This window comes from Rhizobium sp. 9140 (assembly GCF_900067135.1).
In the GTDB taxonomy this organism is placed as follows: domain Bacteria; phylum Pseudomonadota; class Alphaproteobacteria; order Rhizobiales; family Rhizobiaceae; genus Ferranicluibacter.
In genome coordinates, this window is the sequence record NZ_FJUR01000001.1 from 3270075 (window position 1) to 3290474 (window position 20400).

Here is a 20400-nt window from a genome sequence, read left to right on the forward strand (position 1 = left end):
GGGGAGGCACCTCAGACCGCGATCCGCGGAAGGAAGACGCCTTGGCCAGACTGGACCGCACCAACCCCAACATCCTGCTCGACACGCGCTCGCTGCGCCTGCGGGCAGCCTGGCTCTATTACAACAGGGGGCTGACGCAGAAGGACATCGCCGAGAACCTCGGTATCAGCCGAGCGACCGTCATCCGCATGCTGGACGAGGCCGTGAAGCGTGCGGAAGTGCAGATCTGGATCAACGAGACGCCGGAGGACTGCACGGGACTCGCGCTGCGTCTCGAGGAGAAGCTGGGCCTGGACGAGGCGATCGTCGTGCCGGGCGAAGGCGATGTGGATGAGACCGCCCGCGATGTCGGGGCGGCGCTCGGCACCTTCCTGTCGGAGGTGATCCGCGACGGCAATGTCGTCGGCGTCGGCTGGGGCCGCACGCTCAGTGCCTCCCTCCAGACGTTTCGGCCGCCACGCATGGAAAACGCCAAGATCGTCTCGCTGCTGGGCGGATTGGTGGAGACATCTACGCTCAATCCGGTCGATTATTCCTGGCGGCTCGCGAGCGCGCTCGGCGCGGACTGCATGCTGATGCTGGCGCCGCTGATCGTGGATTCGGAGGAAACCAAGGCGCGCCTGATCGAGCGCTGCGGACTGGACCGGCTCTTCGCGACGGCCGAAATGCTCGATATCGCGGTCGTCAGTTGCGGCGATTTCAGCGCTCATGGCTCGTCGCTCTCCCCCGGTTTCCTGTTGCCGGAGGATCTGAAGGCCCTGCTGGCCGCCGGCACGGTCTGCGATACGCTCTGTCATTTTCTGGATGCGGCCGGAAACAGCGTCGATCATCCGCTGAACCGGCGCGTCATGTCCGTGGGCCTCTCCGCCGTCGCCAAGGCCCGGCACGTCGTCATCGCGTCGGGCGGCCGCAAGCGCGTCGCGGCCATCCGCGCCACCATGGCTCGCACCGGCTGTCACACGCTGATTACCGACGAGGCGGCTGCGCGGGGCTTGCTGGACATAGCCTGAGCGGAACGGGCCTGAGGAACGGGTTGCGGAACGGGCTTGCGTTCGGGCGCAGCACGCGACGACGCAGGGAACAGAAAGCCGCCCTCCGCTGTTCTCCTCCCGAAACGAACCCAAGGAGACACACATGGCGCATACCGATGACACGACGAAGGTCTGGGATCTGATCGACAAGATCGGCTTCTGCATGCTGGCGACCGAGACGGGCAACGATATTCGCGCCCGGCCGATGGCAGCCTATGTGGAGCGCATGGAAAATTCCGTATATTTTCTGACGGATGCCGATAGTCATAAGGACGACGAGGTTGAGGCGCACCCGAACGTCTGCCTGGCTTTCGCCGATACCAAGGGCCAGAAATACGTTTCGTTGTCCGGCACCGCCTCCATCGAGAACAACCGCGAGAAGATCAAGGAGCTTTGGGGCACACCGGCCAAGGCCTGGTGGGACAGCCCGGATGATCCGAAAATCCGCATCCTGCGCGTAACCCCGTCCTTTGCGGAATACTGGGACAGCCCCGGCACCGTCATCAGCTACATCAAGATGGCAGCAGCGGCCGTTTCCAACACGAAGCCCGACATGGGCGAAAACGCCAAGGTCGATCTCTGACCGGCTTCCCGTCACCGGTCAGCCCCAGCGGCGCGGCAGATATGCCGCGCCGTTTTTCGTCGCGCCGCAGACACCCCATGTCGACAGCCTGTATTACCCCGTGATAGAACTGGAACAGGCCCTTGTGACGAAGGGCGCATCGGAATGCACAAAGGGGTCTCATGACGGAAGCCATCTCCCCGGAAACGGTTCGCGCTCGCGGCTCGGGAACCCAGAGCGTCTATGCGGCTCTCAGGGCAGAAATCCTCTCCATGGCGCTGCCACCCGGCAGTCCGCTCGATGAGGTCCGGCTGTCCGAGCGTTTCGGCATGTCGCGAACGCCGATCCGCGAGGCGCTGCTGCGCCTGTCCGCCGACGGCCTGGTCACGACGCTTCCGAACCGCAACACCATCGTCGCCACCATCGATTTTGCAGCACTTCCCACCTATTTCGATGCGCTGACCCTCATGTACCGCGTCACGACCCGTGCTGCCGCTGCCCGCCGCGATACCGCGCAGATGGCCGAGATCCGCCGGCATCAACGCGCCTTTGCCGACGCGGTCAAAGCGCATGATGCCTATGGCATGATCGAGGCCAACCGCGAATTTCACGTCGCCATCGCCGTGCTCGGCGGCAATCCCTATTACGTCACCTTCTTCAGCCGCCTGCTGGACGAGGGACGGCGCATCCTGCGGCTCTATTACTCGACCTTCGATGATCGTCTTCCCCGGCAATATGTCGATGAGCACGAAGCGTTCATCGCCGCGATCGAGGCGGGCGACGTGGAGGAGTGCGACCGGCTTGCCATTGCTCACGCCGCGCAGATCGTGCGGCAGATCCAGGAATACGTCGCCCGCGACATGGGCAAGGCGACCGCCATCCAGAACCTCTGAGCGACGGCCAATGCTGGCCCCCTCACCGCGCCACACAGACAGAAAGCATATGATGTCCCCCTCCGACCTTGGTCTTGCCCTCTTCATTTCCGATACCGAGCGGCGGGAGCGTCTGGACCGCCTGCGCGCGAGCCTCGATGCCCGGGGCCTTGCCGGCCTGCTGCTGGGTTCGTCGAAGAGCCTGCAATATTTCACCGGCCTTCACTGGCATGCGAGCGAGCGGCTGCTGGGCGCACTGGTCACGCCGACGGCACTCCACTACATCGTCCCCGGCTTCGAGCAGAGCCGCGTCGAGACGCTGCCGCATCTGCCGGGCGAGATCGCGGTCTGGCAGGAGGAAGAGAGCCCCGCCGACCTCGTCCGCCGCATCCTCGGCGCTCAAGGCACGCTGGCGCTCGACGATGCCCTGCCTCTCGCCATCTATCATCCGCTGGCAACGGCATTCGGGCCAGAGCGCCTCGTGGATGGCGGCCCTGTTATTCGCGACATCCGGATCGTCAAATCGGCGGCCGAAATCGCTATCATCCAGCACGCCATGAACATCACGCTGGAGGTGCACAAGCGCGCGCATGCGCAAATGGCGCCGGGCGTGCGGGCCTCCGATATCGTGCGATTCATCGACCGTGAGCATCGGGCGCTCGCCGGCTCCGGCTCCACCTTCTGCATCGTCTCCTTCGGCACAGCGACCTCCCTGCCCCACGGTGCGGATGGCGATCAGGTTCTCTCGGAAGGCGATGCGATTCTCGTGGACACGGGTACGCGGATCGACGGCTATCACTCGGACCTCACCCGCACCTATATGCTGGGCGAAGCGACGCCGGATTTCGCCCGTGCCTGGCATATCGAGCGGGAGGCGCAGCAGGCCGTGTTCGACGCCGCCCGCATCGGCGCGCCCTGCCACAGCCTCGACGATGCCGCCCGTGCGGTGCTCGTCCGCCACGGCATAGGCCCCGACTATACGCTGCCCGGCCTGCCCCACCGCGCCGGCCACGGCCTCGGGCTGGAGATCCACGAGCACCCTTACATCGTGCGCGGCAATACCCTGCCGCTGCGCGCCGGCATGGTGTTTTCCAACGAGCCGATGGTCGTCTTCCCCGACCGTTTCGGCATCCGGCTTGAGGACCATATCTACATGACCGAGACGGGGCCGAAATGGTTTACCGAGCCGGCCCCCGGCCCGACGCAGCCGGTCGCCTGACGCGCTTCAGATCGCCTCTACCGCATCGATGCGCGCCTGCCCGCCGACGGTGGGCGCGAAGGCCTCCCAAACGCCCCGCGCGCCTTGCCGCCAGGCCGCAATATCCGGCACGTCCAGCACCTGTCCGCCATGGGACAGCGCCGTTGCCACGCTCTTCTCCTCGTCGGCAACGATCAGCGCATCGAACGCGGTGGCGCCTTCCTTCGAGGCCTCCTTCAACACCTGTTGCTCTTCCGGCGAAAGCCCGTTCCAGAAGCTGCCGGCGAAATAGACGACGCCGGAGGCCCGGATATGGCCCGTCAGCATCATCACCGGCACCACTTCATAGAGCTTAAAGCCGGCATAGGCCGACTTCGTCAGGTCCATCGCATCGGCAACGCCGGTCGATAGCGCATTGTAGGTTTCCGTGATGGGAATGCCGACCGGCACGGCGCCGAAGCCGGACCAGAGCTTGGTGTGCAGCGGGCTCTGGATCACCCGGATCTTCCGCCCCGCCATATCCTGCGGACGCAGGATCGGCTCCTTGGCCAAAAGATGCCGTGCGCCGTAGTCGATGAAGCCGGTGGCGACGAAGTTCTGGGCCTCGAGCTTGGCCTGAAGGTCGGCGCCGACCTCGCCGTTGACGACGCGCGCCATATGCGCGGCATCGCGGTAGAGAAACGGCAGGTCGAGAACCTGCAGCTCCGGCACCCAGCCGGAGAGCGACGAGACGGTGGAGAGGCTCGCCTGCACGGCACCGAGCCGCGTTGCCTCAGCCACTTCCTTCTCCCCGCCCAGAGCGCCGTTGGCGACGATGTTGAACCGGAAGCGGCCGGGCATGCGGCTTTCCACCCGCTCGGCGATGTGCCGCCAGATCCTCGTTTCCGGCTTGTCCTCCCCGAGCAACGAGGCAACCGTAATGCTCGTGGTTTGCGCGGAAGCCGGGCGGATGAGCGCCGGGGTGAAAAAACCGGCAGCCAGGGTGGATGTCAGAAAGGTGCGGCGGGTGGTGGACATGGGTTCGGGGTTCCTCAGGGATGGAAAACGAGCGCGAGCGCGGACAGGATGACGAGAGAGACGAGAAGCGCGCCGAGATAGGGAAGCACGGCCCGGAACAGCGCGGCTGCCGGCACGCCGGTGACGCCGGAGACGACATAGACGAGCAGGCCGAGCGGCGGCGTCAGCCCGTGGATCATCAGGTTGACCACGAGGATCACCCCGAAATGCACCGGATCGATGCCGGCAGCGACAGCGGCCGGCAGCAGCACCGGCCCGATCAGAAGGATTGCCGCGCCGATGTCGAGGATCAGCCCCAGCGCCAGCAGGACGAGATTGGAAATGAGAAGCACCGCAAGCGCGCTGCCCCCGAGCAGCGTCACCACGGATTGCATCGCACCCGCGATGTCATCGACAGCGAGCAGAAAGGCGAAGGGCGCGGCCGTGCCGATGAGCAGCCCGATGGCGGACGCCTCCACGGCGGCCTGCCGAAAGATACCGGCAAGACCGCGGACGCCGCGCTGCGCCACCAGAGCGAGAACGAGCGTGTAGGCCGCCGCCAGAGCCGCCGCCTCCGTCGTGGTGACGATGCCGATGCGGATGCCGAAGACGACGATGAGCCCGAGCCCGAAGGCGGGGACGGCCGACAGCGCCGCCCGCGCCTGCACGCCGCGCCCGACGCGCGGTATGCGCCCGTGATCACCCGCCGTCAGCGCAATGGCGACGGCAAGGCACAGCGCCATCAGCCCGCCCGCGATGAAGCCGCCGGTGAGCAGCGCGCCGATCGACAGATTGGTCGCGGCCGCCAGAAGCAGGAAGGCGATGGAGGGCGGGATGACGTTGTCGAGCACGGAGGTGGCGGCGACGATGGCCCCGGCCTGCGCCGGCGGGTAGCCATGCCGCACCAGTTCCGGCTGGAACGTCGCCGCCCCGAAGGCGGCGTTCGCGACCGACGAACCGGAGGCGCCGGAAAACAGCACGCCGGTCAGAAGCACGGTCTGCGCGAGACCCGCGCGGCGGTGTCCGACGAGGCTTGCCGCAAACCGCACCAGCCGGTCGGCGGCACCCGACACCGTCAGCAGCGCCCCCGTCAGCAGGAAAAACGGCACGGCGAGCAGCAGGAACTTGGACAGGCCGGCAACGGTCGTCGAGAGGATCGCCGGTTCCGGCAGGCTGCTGCCGAATGTGATCGCGAAAGCGGCCGCCGCCAGAAACGCATGCGCCAGCGGCGCCGACAGGAGAAGCCCGAACCCTGCGACGAGCGCCAGAAAGAGGCTCGGCGGCCAGGAGGTCTCGATGACGACATGGCTCGCGAGAAGATGCGCCGCCACGCCAAGCATCGGCCCGGCAACCCCACGCACCATGTCCCCCTCGGCGATGCGGGTGAGGACCAGCGTTACCAGCAGGGCCGCGCCGCCCAGCATCGGCAGGCCGAAGCGCAGGGCTTCCGGCACGCCGAGCGTCGGCGATGTGCCGCCGACCATCTCCATGACCGCTCCGCCGCCGAAGACGAGCACGAGCCCGGCAAGCACCGAGACGCCGTCCGCGCCGATAAAGGCAAGCCGCCGCGGCAGGGGCGGCAGCCGCGACACCAGAATGTCGAGCCGCATGGCGAGCGGGCCGCTCAATGCCAAGGGCGCACCGAGCGCGATCAGCCCGATATGCAGCCAGATCCCGAGGTCCTCCGCGCCCGTCAGCCCGGTTGCGAACCCGTAGCGCAGCACGACGCCGGCAAGCACCACCGCCAGCATGATCGCCAGAACCAGCCCGGCCAGCGTGCCGAGAATGCGGTCGAGCCCGCGCAGCACGGCACCGGCAATGCGGGCCGGCGCCCCGAACGGCCGACGCGCGCCGATATGGCCGGAGCCGGTCTCAAGACCTCTTCGGCGCGCCGCGCCCGTCACGCCCTCCACCACCTGTAGAAATGGTGCACAGGCCCCCGCCCCTTGCCGATCGCCACACCGCGCCCCGCTTCCAGCGCCTGATGAAGATAGGTCTTCGACAGGCTGACGGCCTCGACCAGCGCGTAACCCCGCGCGAGATGGGCGGTGATGGCGGCGGCGAGCGTGCAGCCCGTGCCGTGATCGTTGCGCGTGGCGATGCGCGGTGCGGCGAAGGTTCGCACGCTCTCGCCGTCGAACAGCAGGTCGATGCTCTCCGGCCCATCGCCGTGCCCGCCCTTGATGAGCACGCTCGCCGCGCCGGCTTTCAGGATCGCCTCCGCCTGTTTCGTCACACCGGCACGGTCCTGCGCGATCGGCAGCCCCGTCAGAAGGGCTGCTTCCGGCAGGTTCGGCGTCACCACCGAAGCGCGCGGCACGAGCACGGTCCGCAGCGCCTCGATCGCCTCCTCCCTGAGCAACCGGTCGCCCGAGGTCGCGACCATGACCGGGTCGAGCACGACAGGTCCCGCAAAAGCCAGGAGGCCCGAGGCGATGGTCTCGATGGTCTCGGCGCGCGACACCATGCCGATCTTCAGCGCCCGGACATCCATGTCGGAAAACACCGCCGCCATCTGCGCGGCGATCAGGCGGCACGAGATATCCTCGACCGCCGTCACGCCCGTCGTGTTCTGCGCCGTCACGGCGGTGACGACGCTGGTGGCGAAGGTTTCCAGCGCGGAAAACGTCTTGATGTCGGCCTGGATGCCGGCACCGCCGCCGCTGTCGGAGCCGGCAATGGTAAGCGCGATCACGGTCATGTCAGATCCTCCAGCGCGGCATCCACGGCCGTGCGGAACGCGCGGGTCGCCCCGGCGATCTCGTCGGCCCGGAAGATAGCCGAGATCACCGCCACGCCATCCGCGCCCGCCGCGATCACCGCCGGCACGCGCGACAGGTCGATGCCGGCGATGGCGCTGACGGGCATCTCCGGCCGAAGGACGCGGATCGCCTCGCGCAGCGCGCGCAAGCCTTCAAGACCGACCGGCGGATCGGGATTGACCTTGGACAGCGTTTCGAACACGCCGCCGATGCAGGCGTAGTCCACCGGCGCCCGGCCCGCGCGCGCAGCATCCGCTGCCGTTTTCACGGTCAGGCCGATGATTGCGGCATCGCCGAGCAACCGCCGCGCCGTCTCCGCATTCATGTCGTCGGCACCGAGATGGACGCCGTCGGCGCCCGCCGCCAGCGCCACGTCAACCCGGTCGTTGACGACGAAGGCGGCACCCGTGCCGGCAAGAGCCGCCCGGATTGCGCTCGCACGCTCGACCATGACGCGCGTGGAGGCCGTCTTGTCGCGGTACTGGATCAGCGTTGCGCCATTGCGAGCGGCCAGCAGCGCCAGTTCGGGCAGCGGCGCGATCTCCGCCAGCGATGCATCGACGATTGCGTTCAGGCGGTCATCGACCTTGCGAATGTTCGTGATGGTCATGTCGAATCCTTGCGAGGGAAAGAATGTCGGTGTCATCGATGGCTGCCAGCGCATCGAGAAAGGCGGCCGCGAACGTGCCGGGACCGCGCGCATGGGGCGCCGCCCGTTCCGCGGCGACCCCGGTCACCGTCAGGGCTGCCGAAGCCGCCGCAAGCGCATCCGGCGCGACGGCCAGAAACGCGGCGATGACGCCGCCCGAGAGGCAGCCGGTGCCGGTCACCTGCGCCATGAAGGGATGCCCGTTGCCGATCTCGACGGAGGCCGAACCCATTTGCAGCAGATCGACCGGGCCGGTGACGATCCGCAGGATGCCGGGCATGTCGCCGATCAGGGCCATTTCGGCGCGGTTGCCGCGCACGACGGTCGGTTGCAGCGCGATCAACTCACGCGCAAAGGCCAGCCTCGACGGCGAATAGTCGCAGTGCACGGGATCGACGATCCACGGCTTACCCTGAGCCCGCGCGACCGCGACACCGAGCCGGATCGCCGCGCGGCGCTCCGCATCCAGCGTGCCGAGATTGACGGTCAGCGCATCGGCGCGGCCGACGAAGCTTTCCACCTCCTCCAGCGACCCGGTCATAGAGGGCATTCCGCCGATGACCGTGATGCCGTCGGCGGTGAACTTCTGCACCACGCTGTTCATGAGGCAATGGACGCGCGGCCGCGCCTGCCGCACCCGCGCCAGCATGCCTGCGACGGTTTGCGGTGTGATGTCGCTCATTTCAGCTCAACGGCGATATCGGCGACATCAGGCGCCTTCGCGATCAGCCCCTCCTCCTGCATGAAGGCACCGAACCGGGCGTAGCGGCCGGTATCGAGCGCAAAGGGGCGCTTGGCGAAGCGCGGCAGCGTGTCGAAGAAGGCGGTGCGGTTCAGCTCGTCGTCAAGGTTCGGATAGGCCTTGGCAAACAGCGCCCAGGCCTCGTCAGGATGATTGGTGAGAAAGATCGAGGCCTCCTCGACGGCCGAGAGGAAGCGCGGCAGACGATCGTCGTTCGCGAGGTCGCGATGGGTGACGAAGACCAGTTCGTCATAGACGGGAATGCCATGCTCCTCCAGAAAGAAGGCCCGGCCGGGATGTCCTTCGAGCTTCATCTGCGTCAGCTCGAAATTGCGATAACCGCCGATGGTCGCATCGACCGCGCCCGAGATCAGCGACGGCGACAGTGAAAAGTTGACATTGACGAGTTCGACATCGCCCTTCGAAAGGCCTTCGGACGCCAGCATGCGCTCCAGCAGCACATCCTCGAAGCCCGAGACGGAATAACCGACCTTCCGGCCCTTCAGGTCCTTCAGGCTCTTAATCGGCCCGTCGGCCAGCACCGTCACCGTGTTCAGCGGCGTCTCCACCAGCGTGCCGAAGCGCACGAGCGGCAGGCCCGCTTCATGGTCGCGGTAGAGATTGGGCTGATAGTGGATGCCGATATCCGCCTGTTTTGCCGCCACGAGCCGTGGCACGACGGAAGGATCCGCCGGCGGCACGAGCGTGACGTCGAGCCCCGCTTTGGCGAAGAGGCCCTTTTCCTGCGCGATCACCATGGGCGCATGGTCCGGGTTGACGAACCATTCGAGCAGCACGGTCAGCTTGTCGGCGGCCTGCGCGGAGATGGTGGCGAAAAGGCTGGACAGGCCAAGCATCGTCGCGATGAGAAGACGGATCATTGAGATCTCCAGGATGAGACGGTTTGAAGGGTTCGACGTTCGGAATGCGAGCGGCCGCCCTCGCGCGCCCAGGGCGCAAGACGGGCGGTGAGCAGATCGACCAGCAGGCGCAGGAGCAGCGTCATGACGGCGAGCACGACCATGGCGGCGAATACGGTCGCGGTCTGCATGCGGGCATTGGCCTGCACCATGACGAAGCCGAGGCCGGCCGACGCGCCGACCCATTCGCCGACCACGGCGCCGAGCGGCGCCAGAGGTGCGGCAACACGCAGGCCGGAAACGAGGCTCGGAAGCGCCAGCGGCGCACGCACGGACACCAGCGCCTGCCAGTGCGAGGCCTGCGTCAGGGACACGGCGTCCACGATGTCCCGCTCCGTGCGGTTCAGCCCGTCGGCAAAGGCGGAGGCGACGGGAAAGAAGATGATGAGCACGGTCATCGCGACCTTGGAGGCCATGCCGAAACCGAGCCAGACGACGAGAACAGGGGCCAGCACGAAGACCGGCAGCACCTGAAGGATGAGGATCGTCGGCCAGACGAACGGCCCGATGCGCGGGCTCGCCGCCAGCACGAACGCCGTTCCCGCCCCGAGCACAGCACCGGCCACGAGGCCGATGAGGATTTCCGACAGCGTGACGAGGCTCTGGGCCAGCAGAAACGCCGACTGATCCCGGAACACCCTAGCGACCGCGAGCGGCGACGGCAGCAGATAGGCCGGCGGCGAAAACACGGCCGTTCCGGCTTGCCACAACAGAACCAGCGCGCCGAGCCCGAGCGCCGCATGAAAGGCGCGCATGGCTAGCAGCAGCGCATGCGCGGCGGGGAAAGCGGACGAACAGCATACGGCATGTGCGATCTCCATACGTGGCGACGGAGATCCAGGCGAGCGGAGAAGAGAGAAAGGGCCGTGGGCGGACACCTGTTTCCGTTCCTACGCCGGTATGACCCGGATCAGGTTCATAACGGTTCGGCTCTCGCCATCTCAGCCCTCGAAAGGACACCCGTCGGAATGTCGCCAACCTATGAAAATGCAGGTGTTTTTGTCAACACCCTTGCGCACGCGTGTCAACGGCGGAGTAAAATCCTGCCACGCGGCGGCGCAAAAGTCGGCCACTTGTGGCGCGCGCATGAGACCGCCGGGAGGGCTTAGGCCCGAGCGGGGGTCTCATGCGCGCGTTGCGATTTTCGAAGGGCGTCAGCCGGCCTTTCGGGCGCGGCTTTGGGCGAGACGATAGCTGTCGCCGTTCATCTCGAGGATGCTGACGTGATGGGTGATGCGGTCGAGCAAAGCGCCGGTCAGGCGCTCGGACCCCAAGGTTTCCGTCCATTCGTCAAAAGGAAGGTTGCTGGTGATCAGGGTCGCGCCTCGCTCGTATCGTTGCGAGATCAGCTCGAACAGCAATTCCGCGCCGGTCTTTGACAGCGGCACGAAGCCCAGTTCATCGATGATCAACAGCTGGTAGGCGGCCATCTGCTTCTGGAACCGGATGAGACGCCGCTCGTCGCGCGCCTCCATCATCTCGCTGACCAGTGCGGCCGCTGTCGTGAACCCAACGGACAGGCCCTTCTGGCAGGCGGCCAGGCCGAGGCCGAGCGCCACATGGGTCTTGCCCGTGCCGCTGGGGCCGAGAGCGATAACGTTCTCCCTGCGCTCGATCCATTCGCAGCGCGCCAGTTCCAGCACCTGCATCCTGTTCAGCTTTGGGATGGCGGCGAAGTCGAAACTGTCGAGGCTTTTGACGACCGGGAACCTGGCCGCCTTGATGCGACGCTCGACCTTGCGACGGTCCCGTTCGATCATCTCCCGCTCGGCAAGCCGGGTGAGGTATCCGACATGATCGACGCCTTCGGTGGCGCACAGCCGGGCCAGCTTCTGGTACTCGCGCTGGAAACTCGGCAGCTTCAGGGTTTTGAGATAATGGGTGAGAAGGATCTCGGGTGCTTGGGTGTTCATGCGACTTCTCCCGCATCCGACGACAGGAGACGCATATACGCCTTCGCCGATGTCGTCTCGACCGTCGCCCTCGGCAAATACGGGTAGATGGACAGGTCCAGTCTGGGCGGCCGGCGTTCCACCCGGCACAGGATCAGATGCTTGACGGCGTCAAAGCCAATGGCGCCAAGCTGGATCGCCTGCTTCACCGCCGCATGCAGATCGGCGAGTTCGAAGCTCTCCAGCAGGCGGAGGACCTGCACGTACTCACGCCGGCCGTGTTTGGCCATGCGGCCTTCCATCAACCGGCGCAGCGTAGCGAACTCTTGCGGCAAGTCCCAGCCCTGGAGGGGCGCTGCCTGATCCAGCGAATTGATCTTCTGCTCGATCAGCGGCAGGTAATGGACAGGATCGAAGACGACGTCTTCCCGTTCCCAGCACCGAGGATGGCGGGCGATGATCTCGCCACGGCCACCAATGACCACTTCGTTGACATAGCCGCGCACCCACACATCCTGATGGCCATAGGCGACCGGGACGGAATAGTCGTTGGTCTTGTAGCGCACCAGCGACTGCGCCGTCACCTTGGCACTTGCCTGGTCGCAGGCATCAAATGGCGAGGCTGGCAAGGCGCGCATGGCAGCCAGATCGCGCCGCAAGCGCTCGCCGATCGTCTCGCTCTCGCCGCGCAGCCTGTCGCGCTGGCGCTTCCGGCACTGCTCCTCCAGAAAGGTGTTGAACGCCTCCCATGTCGCAAACTGCGGGATCGGTACCATGAAGTTGCGCCGGGCATAGCCGACGAGACCCTCGACGTTCCCCTTGTCGTTGCCCTTGCCGGGACGGCCATAGCGATCCCGGATAAGGTAGTGGGACAGGAAGCCGCTGAACAACGTCGCGCGCTTGCGGGTGCCGTCAGGCAAAATCTTCGCCACCAGGCAACGGTCGTTGTCGTAGACGATCGATTGCGGCACGGCGCCGAAGAAAGCGAACGCATGGACATGGCCATCGACCCAGGCCTCGGCCACTGCCGCCGGATAGGCCCGCACGTAGCAGCCGTCGCTGTGCGGAAGGTCGAGCACGAAGAAATGCGCCTTCTGCTCGACACCGCCGATGACCACCATCGCCTCACCGAAATCGGCCTGCGCATGGCCGGGCGGATGCGACAGCGGCACGAACACTTCCTGGCGGCGCTGATCCCGCTCGCGCATGTAATCCTTGATGATCGTATAGCCGCCAGTGAACCCGCATTCGTCTCGAAGCCGGTCAAACACCCGCTTGGCCGTATGGCGCTGCTTGCGCGGCACTTGTCTGTCTTCGTCCAGCCAGTGATCGATCGTCGAGACAAACGCATCCAGCTTGGGCCGCCGGATCGGTGATTGTCGCTGATAGCCAGGTGGCGTCGAATAGGACAGCATCTTGGAAACGCTGTCGCGCGATATGTTGAAATGCTTTGCAGCCTGACGCCGGCTCATGCCTTCCGAGCAAGCCAGTCGAACCTTCAGATATAATTCCACGGTATAGATCCCCAGGCCCTCCTGCGCTCATTGCAGAAGAGAAATAGGTGGCCGACTTTTACGCCGCCCGAAGCGGGACAATCCCGCCGCTACCGTGGTCTAATTTTGCACCGCCGCTCTCACGCACGCGACTTTTGCGATACGGCTCATGCCTCTGAAAGGGTTAATTTTCAGCGCTGCGCGCTCTCGCCGCTCAGGCAGATCTGCACGTCGCGACACGTTCAGACGACAGAGTGATCGCCGTCCTCTATGCGGTAATCGAAACCTTCAGTCCAAGAGCCTTTACAACACTGAACAGGGTCGAAAGCTTGGGATCGCCCTTTTCACTCAACGCCTTATACAGGGCTTCACGCGTAAGCCCGCTATCCCGGGCGACCGCTGACATACCCTTTGCACGGGCGATGTCGCCCAGAGCCACCGCCACAAATTTCGCATCACCTTCTTCAAGCGCAGCTTCAAGATAAGCAAGCCGCTGTTCATCGTTCTTAAGGTGGTCCTGAATATCGAACTTCATCGTTTCCACGGGCATGTTCAAATCTCCTTTGCCAGTTTTCTGGCTTCAACGATGTCCCGGCCCTGGCTCGATTTGTCGTCGCCATACAGGAGAATAACGACCTGACGGCCTTGTTGCACGAAATAGACGCGATAACCGGGACCGTAGGGAATCCGCAACTCGCTGATACCCTCGCCGACTGGCTTCACATCGCCGAAATTGCCGGTTTCAATCCTGCGAATGCGCATGACGATCCTTGCTACGGCATGGTGATCGCGAAGGTCGCCGACCCATTTTGCAAAGACAGCGGTCTGTCGGACTTCGATCATCTGTAAACTGTAGTTAACAGCTCCGGTGCTGTCAATCATCGCTGCATCACGTGCGTTCATAAGGTGGTTCTTGCATAACCCATACGCGCCGCGATAGAGACGGCGGCGTGGGGCGACAGGCCGTGCGGCCCAAAACATCAAGGATGATCGACATGACGACGACGCAGACCCGACTGGAGAAGGCCGTTGCTGTGATCGAGGCGGCGATGGAGATGGCGCTCGGCTTCTTTGAGGCCCGCGCCACCATCGCCACGGGAAGCAAGGGTTTTCAGGATTTCGTGACCGAGGCCGACACGAGCGTCGAGCGGCTGGTGCGCGCGCGGCTGGCGGAGGCCTTTCCGGGCGAGGCTGTGGTCGGCGAGGAAATGGGCGGGGTGGGCGGCGATGCCTACTGGATCATCGACCCGATCGACGGCACCGCGAACTTCCTGCGAGGCTCACCGCTCTGGGGCATTTCGCTCGGCCATGTCACCAACGGCCGGCCGGATCTCGGCGTCGTCGCCATGCCGGTGTTCCGCGAAATCTATGCCGCAGCGGACGGCACGGGGCTGATGTGCAACGGCAAGCCTTTGGCGCGCATCGTGCCGTTCGAGGATGTGCGCGTGATGTCGCTGGGCGACGCTTCGCCGGACGAGGCCGAAGAGGTCGCGGCCCTCACCGTCGGCCTGCGCCATGCCGGCTGGGTCGTCCAGTCGATCCGCTCGACCTCCATCGGCCTGCTCTTTGCCGCGCGCGGCACCTATGATGGCCATCTGCAGATGTACACGACGATGTGGGACATTGCCGGCGGCGCCGTCCTCGCCCGCGAGGCGGGGCTGGACGTGCGTATCGGCACGCGACCCGGCACGGATATCCCGTGGATCGCCGCCGGCACGACGGCGCTGATCGCCGACACCGAACCGCTCTGGCCGCACATCGCCGTCAATCTCGAGCGCCCTGATATCGTGGCCGCCGAATAGAGCTGCTCAGCTTGAGCGCGGCCAGCGGCGGATCCCGCCCGTCAGGGTCTCGAACAGTTTTGACAGTTTCAGCACTGTAAGATCCGCAAAGCGCGGACCGACGATCTGCAGGCCGATCGGCATGCCGGAGGTGGAAAAGCCCGCATTGATCGACGCCGCAGGCTGTTCCGACATGTTCCACGGCACGGTGAAGGCGATGTGCTCGAACGGCCGTTCCGGATCGTTCGTCGGCGAGGCCCAGTCGGCCGGGTAGGAGACGACCGGATTGGTGGGCGAGAGGACGGCATCCACCGTCGAGAAGAGCTTCGCCGCCGCCCTGCGCATCTCCATCGTCTGCCCGAAGCCTGCAACGGCCTGAACCCCGGTCACGTCGGCACCCTTTTCCGCCCAGGCATGGATATAGGGCAGGATCATTGCGCGGCGCTCGGCGGTCAGGCCCCGGATGTCGCCCCAGAACTTCGCTCGCCAGAAATGGTCGAGGCCGTCCAGCATCGCCCGCGTCATCACCGGCCCGACCTCGATAATCTCGGCGCCCGCCGCCTCGAACTGCCGGGCGCCGGCGATGACGGCCGCCTTTACCTCCGGTTCGGCGTCCAGCCCGCAGCCAGCGTCCAGCATCAGGCCGATGCGCATGCCTCTGACGTCGATGTCGAGAGCCATCCAGTCGATGGCGTTCGGCGGCAGGCTCGTGGCATCGCGTTCGTCCGGGCGCGACAGCGTCGACATGGCGAAGGCCGCGTCCTCGACCGTCCGCGTCATCGGCCCGGCGCAACGGCCGACGTAATAGGGATCGATCGGTATACGGCCATTGCTCGGCTTGAAGCCGAAGAGCCCCGTCCACCCGGCAGGCAGGCGAACCGATCCACCGATATCCGTGCCGATATGCAGCGGCCCGTAACCCGCGGCCCCGGCCGCGGCGGCACCCGCGCTCGATCCGCCGGGGTTCATGGCCGTATTCCACGGGTTGCGGCTCAAGGGGTGAAAACTCGACAGGCCGGAGGAGAGCATGCCGTAGTCGGGACAGGTGGTCTTGGCGAAGATGACAGCGCCGTCCTCCCGCATCCGGGCCGCAACGGGAGAATCCGCCTCAGCGGGTTTCAGGACTGTCGCCGCCGTGCCGAGCGGCACGGGCGTACCCTTCGTGGCGATCAGCTCCTTCAGCGTCACGGGGATGCCGTCGAGCGGCCCCAGCGGCTCGGCCCTCAGCCAGCGCGCGGTGGACGCTGCCGCCTGAACGCGCGCCTCGTCCGGGTCATAGGCATAGAGCGCCGCCACGGCGGGCTCAAAGGCCGCGATCCGCGCCTCGACGGCCAGCCAATATTCGGAAGGCGACAGAGAGTGATCCGCGAAACGGGCGCGCAGCTGCGGAATGGTGGTGTCGAGAAGCTCGGTCATATCGTCTCCATCATCCCGGTGTGGTCGTTTCGCGTAGCATCTCGGCACGGTGGCAGGCGGTCTGGCGGTCGTGCATCTGCGGGCCGCCCTCGAGACTGCGCAATTCCGGCCGCTCGGTCGCACAGCGCGCCACGGCGAGCGGACAGCGGTTTCGGAAGCTGCACCCCACGCCGAAATCGATCGGCTCCGCCACCGTCACCGGCGGGCGATCCGGTCGGCCGAAGCGGGTCACATCCGGCTCGGCATCGGCGAGAAGCCTCGTATAGGGATGCAGCGGACGCGCAAAGACGGCCTGCGCCGGGCCGCTCTCCACCAGACGCCCGCGATACATCACCCCCACGCGGTCGGCGACGGCATCGACGACGGCGAGATTGTGCGTGATGAACAGGAACGTCACCCCGCGCCGGTCGCGCAGGTCCATCAACAGGTTCAGCACCTGCGCCTGCACCGAAAGATCGAGCGCGGAGACCGCCTCGTCGGCCACGACCAGCTTCGGCTCGGTGATCAGCGCCCGGGCAATCGCGATGCGCTGGCGTTGCCCGCCGGAAAACGCATGCGGATAGCGTGCCGCATGGTCGGGCGAAAGACCCACGGCCTCCAGCATCGCGGCAACCCGGTCACGGCGCTCCGCACGGCCCGGCTTCACCTTCAGCACATGCAGCGGTTCGGCGACGATGCGACCGACCGTATGGCGGGGATCGAGCGAGCCGAACGGGTCCTGGAACACCATCTGGAAGTCGCGCCGCTTTCGCTTCAGGTCCCGCTCCGACAGGCGAAACAGATCCTCACCGTCGAACGACACGCTGCCCGATGTGGGCCGGTCGAGCGCCATGACGAGACGGGCAAGTGTCGACTTGCCACAGCCGGACTCGCCGACGATGCCATGGATCGTTCCCGGCGCAACGGTCATGCTCAGCGCATTCAGCGCGCGGGTCGTTTGCTTGCCGCCGAACAGGCCGCCGCTTGCATAATCGCGCGACAGGTTGCGGATATCGAGAAGCGGCACCTCGCTCATGACGCGACCTCCTCATGCGCGCGGATGCAGCGCACGCCGCGACCGGGCCGGACGAGCGTCCACGCCGGCTCGCCGGCCTGGCAGGCGGCTATGACGTCGGGACAGCGATCGGAAAAGCAGCAGCCGGGCGGAAGTGCCGCGAAAGACGGCACACTGCCGGGAATGGTCTGAAGCCGCCCGCCCGCCGCGTGGCGCCGGGGTACGGCCCGCAGCAGCCCGCGCGTATAGGGGTTGAGCGGCGCCGTCAGCACGTCGCGCGTCTCCCCCGCCTCCATGCGCCGGCCGGCATAGAGCACGAGGGTGCGGGCGCACATGCGGGCGATGACGCCGAGATCGTGGCTGACGAGGATGAGCGCCATGCCGGCATCGCGGGTGAGATCGTCGAGGATATCCAGCACCTCCGCCTGTACCGTCACGTCGAGCGCCGTCGTCGGCTCGTCCGCGATCATCAGGGCCGGCTTCATGGCGAGCGCGATGGCAATGCCGACCCGCTGTCGCTGCCCCCCGGACAGCGCGTGCGGATAGGCTCGCGACAGCCGCGCGGCATCCGGCATCCGCACGCGGTCGAGAAGCGTGATCGCCTCGCGCCGCGCCGTCCGCCAGGAAAGCCCCTCCTGAACCACCAGCCCCTCGGCGATCTGGTCGCCGACCGTCATCGCGGGATTGAGCGCCGTCAGCGGCTCCTGAAAGATCATGCCGATGCTGCGTCCGCGGACAGTGCAGAGCGTATCCTCGTCCATCGCCAGGAGGTCGCGGCCCTTCAGCAGGATACGGCCCGTCGCATGCGCCGCCGGTGGCAGAAGCCCCATGATGGCGAGTGACAGCAGCGACTTGCCGGAGCCGCTCTCTCCGACGATACCCAGCGTCTCACCGGCATGAAGCGTGGCATCGATATCGGTCAGGATCGGCTGTCGCCTGCCATCGGCCACGTCGATGGAGATGGCGAGGTCTTCGATCTGGAGCAGCGGCGATACCATCAGCGACCCCTCTCGCGCGGGTCGAGCAGATCGCGCAGGCCATCGCCGAGCATGTTGAAACCGAGCACGGTCAGCGCGATGGCAAGGCCGGGCAGGATGGCGAGCCACGGCGCGCGACCGAGATAGGTCTGGGCATCGGCGAGCATCCGCCCCCATGTCGGCGCCGGGGGCGCCATGCCGAGACCGAGGAAGCTGAGGCCGGCCTCGGTGAGGATCGCAAGACCGAGCTGGATCGTCACCTGCACGATGATCTGGTTGGCGATGTTGGGCAGGACATGATCGACCGTGATGCGGATGCCGCCCTTGCCCGCGCCCCGCGCCGCCAGCACGTAATCCCGCGACCAGACCTGCAACGCGGCACCGGCCGTCACGCGCGCAAAGACCGGCACCATGAACACGGCAATGGCGATGATGGCGGTGCGGCGGCCCGTGCCGAGCAGCGCGCCGAGCATCATGGCCGAGAGGATGGGCGGCAGCGCGAAGATCACGTCGTTCGCCCGCATCATGATCGCCTCAAACCAGCCGCGCCGCGCCGCGACCGTGACCCCGACGAGCGTGCCGGCGAGCGCGCCCATTGCCACCGCCAGCACCGCGATGGACAGCGAGTTCCAGGCGCCCGCCATCAACATGGAGGCGAAGTCACGGCCGAGATGGTCGGTGCCGAGCAGCCCTTGCGCGAGCGGCGGTTTCAGCTTCTGCACGATGTGCAGCTTGCCCGGCGGCAGCGGCGTCCAGACGAGCGACAGCAGGGCGATCGCACCGATGAGGCCGATCAGCAGGCCTCCGATCACGAGATTGCTGCGCGATACCGCCCGCCGCAACTTCCCGCGTGACGGCGCGGTTTGGCGTGTGCCGGAGGGTGTCACCGCGCTCATGCGCGCTTCCGTAGGCGCGGGTCGAGCGCGAGATAGGAGAGATCGACAAGAAAATTCATGACGATGACCAGCGCGGCGAAGAAGAGAACGACATCTTGCATGACGATGATGTCGCGCTGGGACAATGCCTGAAGAGCCAGACGCCCGAGCCCCGGCAGATTGAACACATTTTCGACCAGCACCGCGCCGGCGATCAGGAAGGTGAACTGGAGGCCGAGAATGGTGACCACCGGCACCAGCGCATTCGGCACCGCATGCCGCCACAGCGCCCTGCGGCGTGGCAGGCCCTTGGCGCGCGCGGTGCGCACGAAATCCTCGTTCATCACCTCGATCACGGCCGAGCGCGTGACCCGCGTGAGAACGCCGGCCTGCGGCAGCGCAAGCGCGATAGCGGGCAGCACCAGCGCTCCGAGCGCCGGCATCAAGCCCGCCTGCCAGCCGGGAAAACCGCCGGAGGGAACCCAGCCGAGCGAGACGGAAAAGACCAGCACCAGCAGCAGCCCCACCCAGAAACCGGGAACGGCGATAAACATCTGCGACAGGAGGCCCGCCGCGTAGTCCACCGCGCCATTCCGCCGGGCAGCTGAGGCAACGCCGAGCGGAATGGCGATGGCGACCGAAAGCAGGATGGCGATCAAGGCGAGCGGCAGCGTCACCGCCAGCCGCTCGGCGATCAACCCGGCAACGGGGACGCCATAGGTAAAGGACATGCCGAGATCGCCGGTCGCGACGCCGGCGAGCCATGAGAGATATCGCAGCACCAGCGGCTGATCGAGCCCGAGCTCCCGCCGCAAAGCCTCCAGCGTCTCCGGCGTCGCCGACGTCCCCAGCATGATCGCCGCGGGATCGCCCGGCAGCACGTCCATGACGAGAAAGATCAGGGCGGAGACGGCAAGGAGCGTCAGGAAGAGGCTGGCGAAGCGGCGGAGAAGCAGGCCTGTCATGATGTCGGCCGACAGCGAACGCGGTGGAATGACAGCGTCGGTTCGACCTCAACCTTCGCGGCCGTGGCCCGCCCCTCATCCGGCTGCCGCCACCTTCTCCCCATCGAGATGAGGAGAAGGAACCCGGGGCGCGCGCCCTCCATACCCATGAACGACGAGCAGGCCGCGTCCCCTCTCCCCGCAGGCGGGGAGAGGGTCAGGGTGAGGGGCCGCCACGGAGCGCGGAGCATGCGGCAAGCCTGCCCCTCATCCCGCTGCCGCGACCTTCTCCCCGT

The 20400-nt window shown here is 66.3% G+C and carries 21 protein-coding genes and 1 riboswitch; of the genes, 5 read left to right on the forward strand and 16 right to left on the reverse strand.

All coding sequences use genetic code 11. From position 1 onward, the window contains the following. Positions 1-41 precede the first annotated feature (41 nt). The 4 genes from GA0004734_RS15330 to GA0004734_RS15345 all read left to right on the forward strand — a co-directional run bounded on the left by GA0004734_RS15330 (position 42) and on the right by GA0004734_RS15345 (position 3684). The gene (locus GA0004734_RS15330; protein WP_092935054.1) at positions 42-1010 is read left to right on the forward strand and encodes a sugar-binding transcriptional regulator; all 969 of its coding nucleotides are present in this window, start codon (positions 42-44) and stop codon (positions 1008-1010) included. Positions 1011-1134: 124 nt separating this feature from the next. Continuing rightward, positions 1135-1614 (forward strand): pyridoxamine 5'-phosphate oxidase family protein, encoded by a 480-nt coding sequence (locus GA0004734_RS15335; protein WP_092935056.1) that lies wholly within the window; start codon positions 1135-1137, stop codon positions 1612-1614. Between the two features lie 161 nt (positions 1615-1775). Beyond that, a complete protein-coding gene (locus tag GA0004734_RS15340; protein WP_092935058.1) occupies positions 1776-2486 on the forward strand; it encodes a GntR family transcriptional regulator in 711 nt (236 codons plus the stop codon). 52 nt (positions 2487-2538) lie between these two features. Then, positions 2539-3684 (forward strand): M24 family metallopeptidase, encoded by a 1146-nt coding sequence (locus GA0004734_RS15345; RefSeq protein WP_092936347.1) that lies wholly within the window; start codon positions 2539-2541, stop codon positions 3682-3684. Between the two features lie 6 nt (positions 3685-3690). Here GA0004734_RS15345 and GA0004734_RS15350 read toward each other — a convergent pair whose 3' ends face one another. The 11 genes from GA0004734_RS15350 to GA0004734_RS15400 form a co-directional block, all read right to left on the reverse strand. Then, positions 3691-4680, reverse strand: coding sequence for a TRAP transporter substrate-binding protein (locus GA0004734_RS15350; RefSeq protein ID WP_092935060.1), 990 nt, complete (start codon positions 4678-4680; stop codon positions 3691-3693). Positions 4681-4694: 14 nt separating this feature from the next. Further along, positions 4695-6515 carry a TRAP transporter large permease gene (locus GA0004734_RS15355; RefSeq protein ID WP_245292526.1) on the reverse strand — a complete coding sequence of 607 codons (1821 nt, stop codon included), beginning with the start codon at positions 6513-6515 and terminating at the stop codon, positions 4695-4697. A gap of 44 nt (positions 6516-6559) precedes the next feature. Continuing rightward, complete coding sequence (thiD, locus tag GA0004734_RS15360) at positions 6560-7360, reverse strand: bifunctional hydroxymethylpyrimidine kinase/phosphomethylpyrimidine kinase (protein ID WP_092935062.1); 801 nt, start codon at positions 7358-7360, stop codon at positions 6560-6562. Then, on the reverse strand, positions 7357-8016 hold the full coding sequence (gene thiE, locus GA0004734_RS15365) for a thiamine phosphate synthase (RefSeq protein WP_092936349.1): 660 nt from the start codon (positions 8014-8016) through the stop codon (positions 7357-7359). The genes thiD and thiE overlap by 4 nt, the downstream gene beginning before the upstream one ends. Further along, on the reverse strand, positions 8000-8752 hold the full coding sequence (locus GA0004734_RS15370; RefSeq protein ID WP_092935064.1) for a hydroxyethylthiazole kinase: 753 nt from the start codon (positions 8750-8752) through the stop codon (positions 8000-8002). Before GA0004734_RS15370 ends, thiE begins: the two co-directional genes overlap by 17 nt. Beyond that, complete coding sequence (locus GA0004734_RS15375) at positions 8749-9693, reverse strand: ABC transporter substrate-binding protein (protein ID WP_175386403.1); 945 nt, start codon at positions 9691-9693, stop codon at positions 8749-8751. Before GA0004734_RS15375 ends, GA0004734_RS15370 begins: the two co-directional genes overlap by 4 nt. Next, entirely contained in the window at positions 9690-10487 is a 798-nt protein-coding gene (locus tag GA0004734_RS15380) for an ABC transporter permease (protein ID WP_092936351.1), read from the reverse strand. The genes GA0004734_RS15375 and GA0004734_RS15380 overlap by 4 nt, the downstream gene beginning before the upstream one ends. Before the next feature lie 115 nt (positions 10488-10602). Next, positions 10603-10706, reverse strand: a riboswitch (TPP riboswitch). A gap of 180 nt (positions 10707-10886) precedes the next feature. Continuing rightward, on the reverse strand, positions 10887-11645 hold the full coding sequence (gene istB / locus GA0004734_RS15385) for an IS21-like element helper ATPase IstB (RefSeq protein WP_092930036.1): 759 nt from the start codon (positions 11643-11645) through the stop codon (positions 10887-10889). Continuing rightward, positions 11642-13138 (reverse strand): IS21 family transposase, encoded by a 1497-nt coding sequence (gene istA / locus GA0004734_RS15390; protein WP_139056207.1) that lies wholly within the window; start codon positions 13136-13138, stop codon positions 11642-11644. Before istA ends, istB begins: the two co-directional genes overlap by 4 nt. 247 nt (positions 13139-13385) lie before the next feature. Continuing rightward, positions 13386-13667, reverse strand: a complete 282-nt coding sequence (locus GA0004734_RS15395) for an addiction module antidote protein (protein WP_092935066.1) — start codon at positions 13665-13667, stop codon at positions 13386-13388. Positions 13668-13669: 2 nt separating this feature from the next. Beyond that, entirely contained in the window at positions 13670-13960 is a 291-nt protein-coding gene (locus tag GA0004734_RS15400; RefSeq protein ID WP_092935068.1) for a type II toxin-antitoxin system RelE/ParE family toxin, read from the reverse strand. Positions 13961-14112: 152 nt separating this feature from the next. On the opposite strand from GA0004734_RS15400, the gene GA0004734_RS15405 reads away from it, so the two are divergent. Then, positions 14113-14919, forward strand: coding sequence for an inositol monophosphatase family protein (locus tag GA0004734_RS15405; protein ID WP_092936352.1), 807 nt, complete (start codon positions 14113-14115; stop codon positions 14917-14919). 6 nt (positions 14920-14925) lie between these two features. Here the strand turns inward: GA0004734_RS15405 and GA0004734_RS15410 are convergent, their stop codons facing one another. From GA0004734_RS15410 to GA0004734_RS15430, 5 genes are read right to left on the reverse strand one after another with little or no spacing between them, the layout of a single operon-like run. Further along, the gene (locus GA0004734_RS15410) at positions 14926-16314 is read right to left on the reverse strand and encodes an amidase (protein ID WP_092935070.1); all 1389 of its coding nucleotides are present in this window, start codon (positions 16312-16314) and stop codon (positions 14926-14928) included. Between the two features lie 10 nt (positions 16315-16324). Further along, the gene (locus GA0004734_RS15415) at positions 16325-17329 is read right to left on the reverse strand and encodes an ABC transporter ATP-binding protein (RefSeq protein WP_092935072.1); all 1005 of its coding nucleotides are present in this window, start codon (positions 17327-17329) and stop codon (positions 16325-16327) included. After that, the gene (locus tag GA0004734_RS15420; RefSeq protein ID WP_175386405.1) at positions 17326-18306 is read right to left on the reverse strand and encodes an ABC transporter ATP-binding protein; all 981 of its coding nucleotides are present in this window, start codon (positions 18304-18306) and stop codon (positions 17326-17328) included. The genes GA0004734_RS15415 and GA0004734_RS15420 overlap by 4 nt, the downstream gene beginning before the upstream one ends. Further along, the gene (locus GA0004734_RS15425; RefSeq protein WP_092935074.1) at positions 18306-19181 is read right to left on the reverse strand and encodes an ABC transporter permease; all 876 of its coding nucleotides are present in this window, start codon (positions 19179-19181) and stop codon (positions 18306-18308) included. The genes GA0004734_RS15420 and GA0004734_RS15425 overlap by 1 nt, the downstream gene beginning before the upstream one ends. Then, positions 19178-20125 (reverse strand): ABC transporter permease, encoded by a 948-nt coding sequence (locus tag GA0004734_RS15430; protein WP_092935076.1) that lies wholly within the window; start codon positions 20123-20125, stop codon positions 19178-19180. Before GA0004734_RS15430 ends, GA0004734_RS15425 begins: the two co-directional genes overlap by 4 nt. Positions 20126-20400: the final 275 nt, after the last annotated feature.

Excerpts from the sequence above, each read along its gene's own strand:
- GA0004734_RS15335 (WP_092935056.1), top strand. The coding sequence starts at position 1,135 with ATGGCGCATACCGATGACACGACGAAGGTCTGGGATCTGATCGACAAG.
- GA0004734_RS15340 (WP_092935058.1), top strand. The coding sequence starts at position 1,776 with ATGACGGAAGCCATCTCCCCGGAAACGGTTCGCGCTCGCGGCTCGGGA.
- GA0004734_RS15345 (WP_092936347.1), top strand. The coding sequence starts at position 2,539 with ATGTCCCCCTCCGACCTTGGTCTTGCCCTCTTCATTTCCGATACCGAG.
- GA0004734_RS15350 (WP_092935060.1), bottom strand. The coding sequence starts at position 4,680 with ATGTCCACCACCCGCCGCACCTTTCTGACATCCACCCTGGCTGCCGGT.
- thiD (WP_092935062.1), bottom strand. The coding sequence starts at position 7,360 with ATGACCGTGATCGCGCTTACCATTGCCGGCTCCGACAGCGGCGGCGGT.
- GA0004734_RS15370 (WP_092935064.1), bottom strand. The coding sequence starts at position 8,752 with ATGAGCGACATCACACCGCAAACCGTCGCAGGCATGCTGGCGCGGGTG.
- GA0004734_RS15375 (WP_175386403.1), bottom strand. The coding sequence starts at position 9,693 with ATGATCCGTCTTCTCATCGCGACGATGCTTGGCCTGTCCAGCCTTTTC.
- GA0004734_RS15380 (WP_092936351.1), bottom strand. The coding sequence starts at position 10,487 with ATGCGCGCCTTTCATGCGGCGCTCGGGCTCGGCGCGCTGGTTCTGTTG.
- istB (WP_092930036.1), bottom strand. The coding sequence starts at position 11,645 with ATGAACACCCAAGCACCCGAGATCCTTCTCACCCATTATCTCAAAACC.
- GA0004734_RS15395 (WP_092935066.1), bottom strand. The coding sequence starts at position 13,667 with ATGCCCGTGGAAACGATGAAGTTCGATATTCAGGACCACCTTAAGAAC.
- GA0004734_RS15400 (WP_092935068.1), bottom strand. The coding sequence starts at position 13,960 with ATGATCGAAGTCCGACAGACCGCTGTCTTTGCAAAATGGGTCGGCGAC.
- GA0004734_RS15405 (WP_092936352.1), top strand. The coding sequence starts at position 14,113 with ATGACGACGACGCAGACCCGACTGGAGAAGGCCGTTGCTGTGATCGAG.
- GA0004734_RS15410 (WP_092935070.1), bottom strand. The coding sequence starts at position 16,314 with ATGACCGAGCTTCTCGACACCACCATTCCGCAGCTGCGCGCCCGTTTC.
- GA0004734_RS15415 (WP_092935072.1), bottom strand. The coding sequence starts at position 17,329 with ATGAGCGAGGTGCCGCTTCTCGATATCCGCAACCTGTCGCGCGATTAT.
- GA0004734_RS15420 (WP_175386405.1), bottom strand. The coding sequence starts at position 18,306 with ATGGTATCGCCGCTGCTCCAGATCGAAGACCTCGCCATCTCCATCGAC.
- GA0004734_RS15425 (WP_092935074.1), bottom strand. The coding sequence starts at position 19,181 with ATGAGCGCGGTGACACCCTCCGGCACACGCCAAACCGCGCCGTCACGC.
- GA0004734_RS15430 (WP_092935076.1), bottom strand. The coding sequence starts at position 20,125 with ATGACAGGCCTGCTTCTCCGCCGCTTCGCCAGCCTCTTCCTGACGCTC.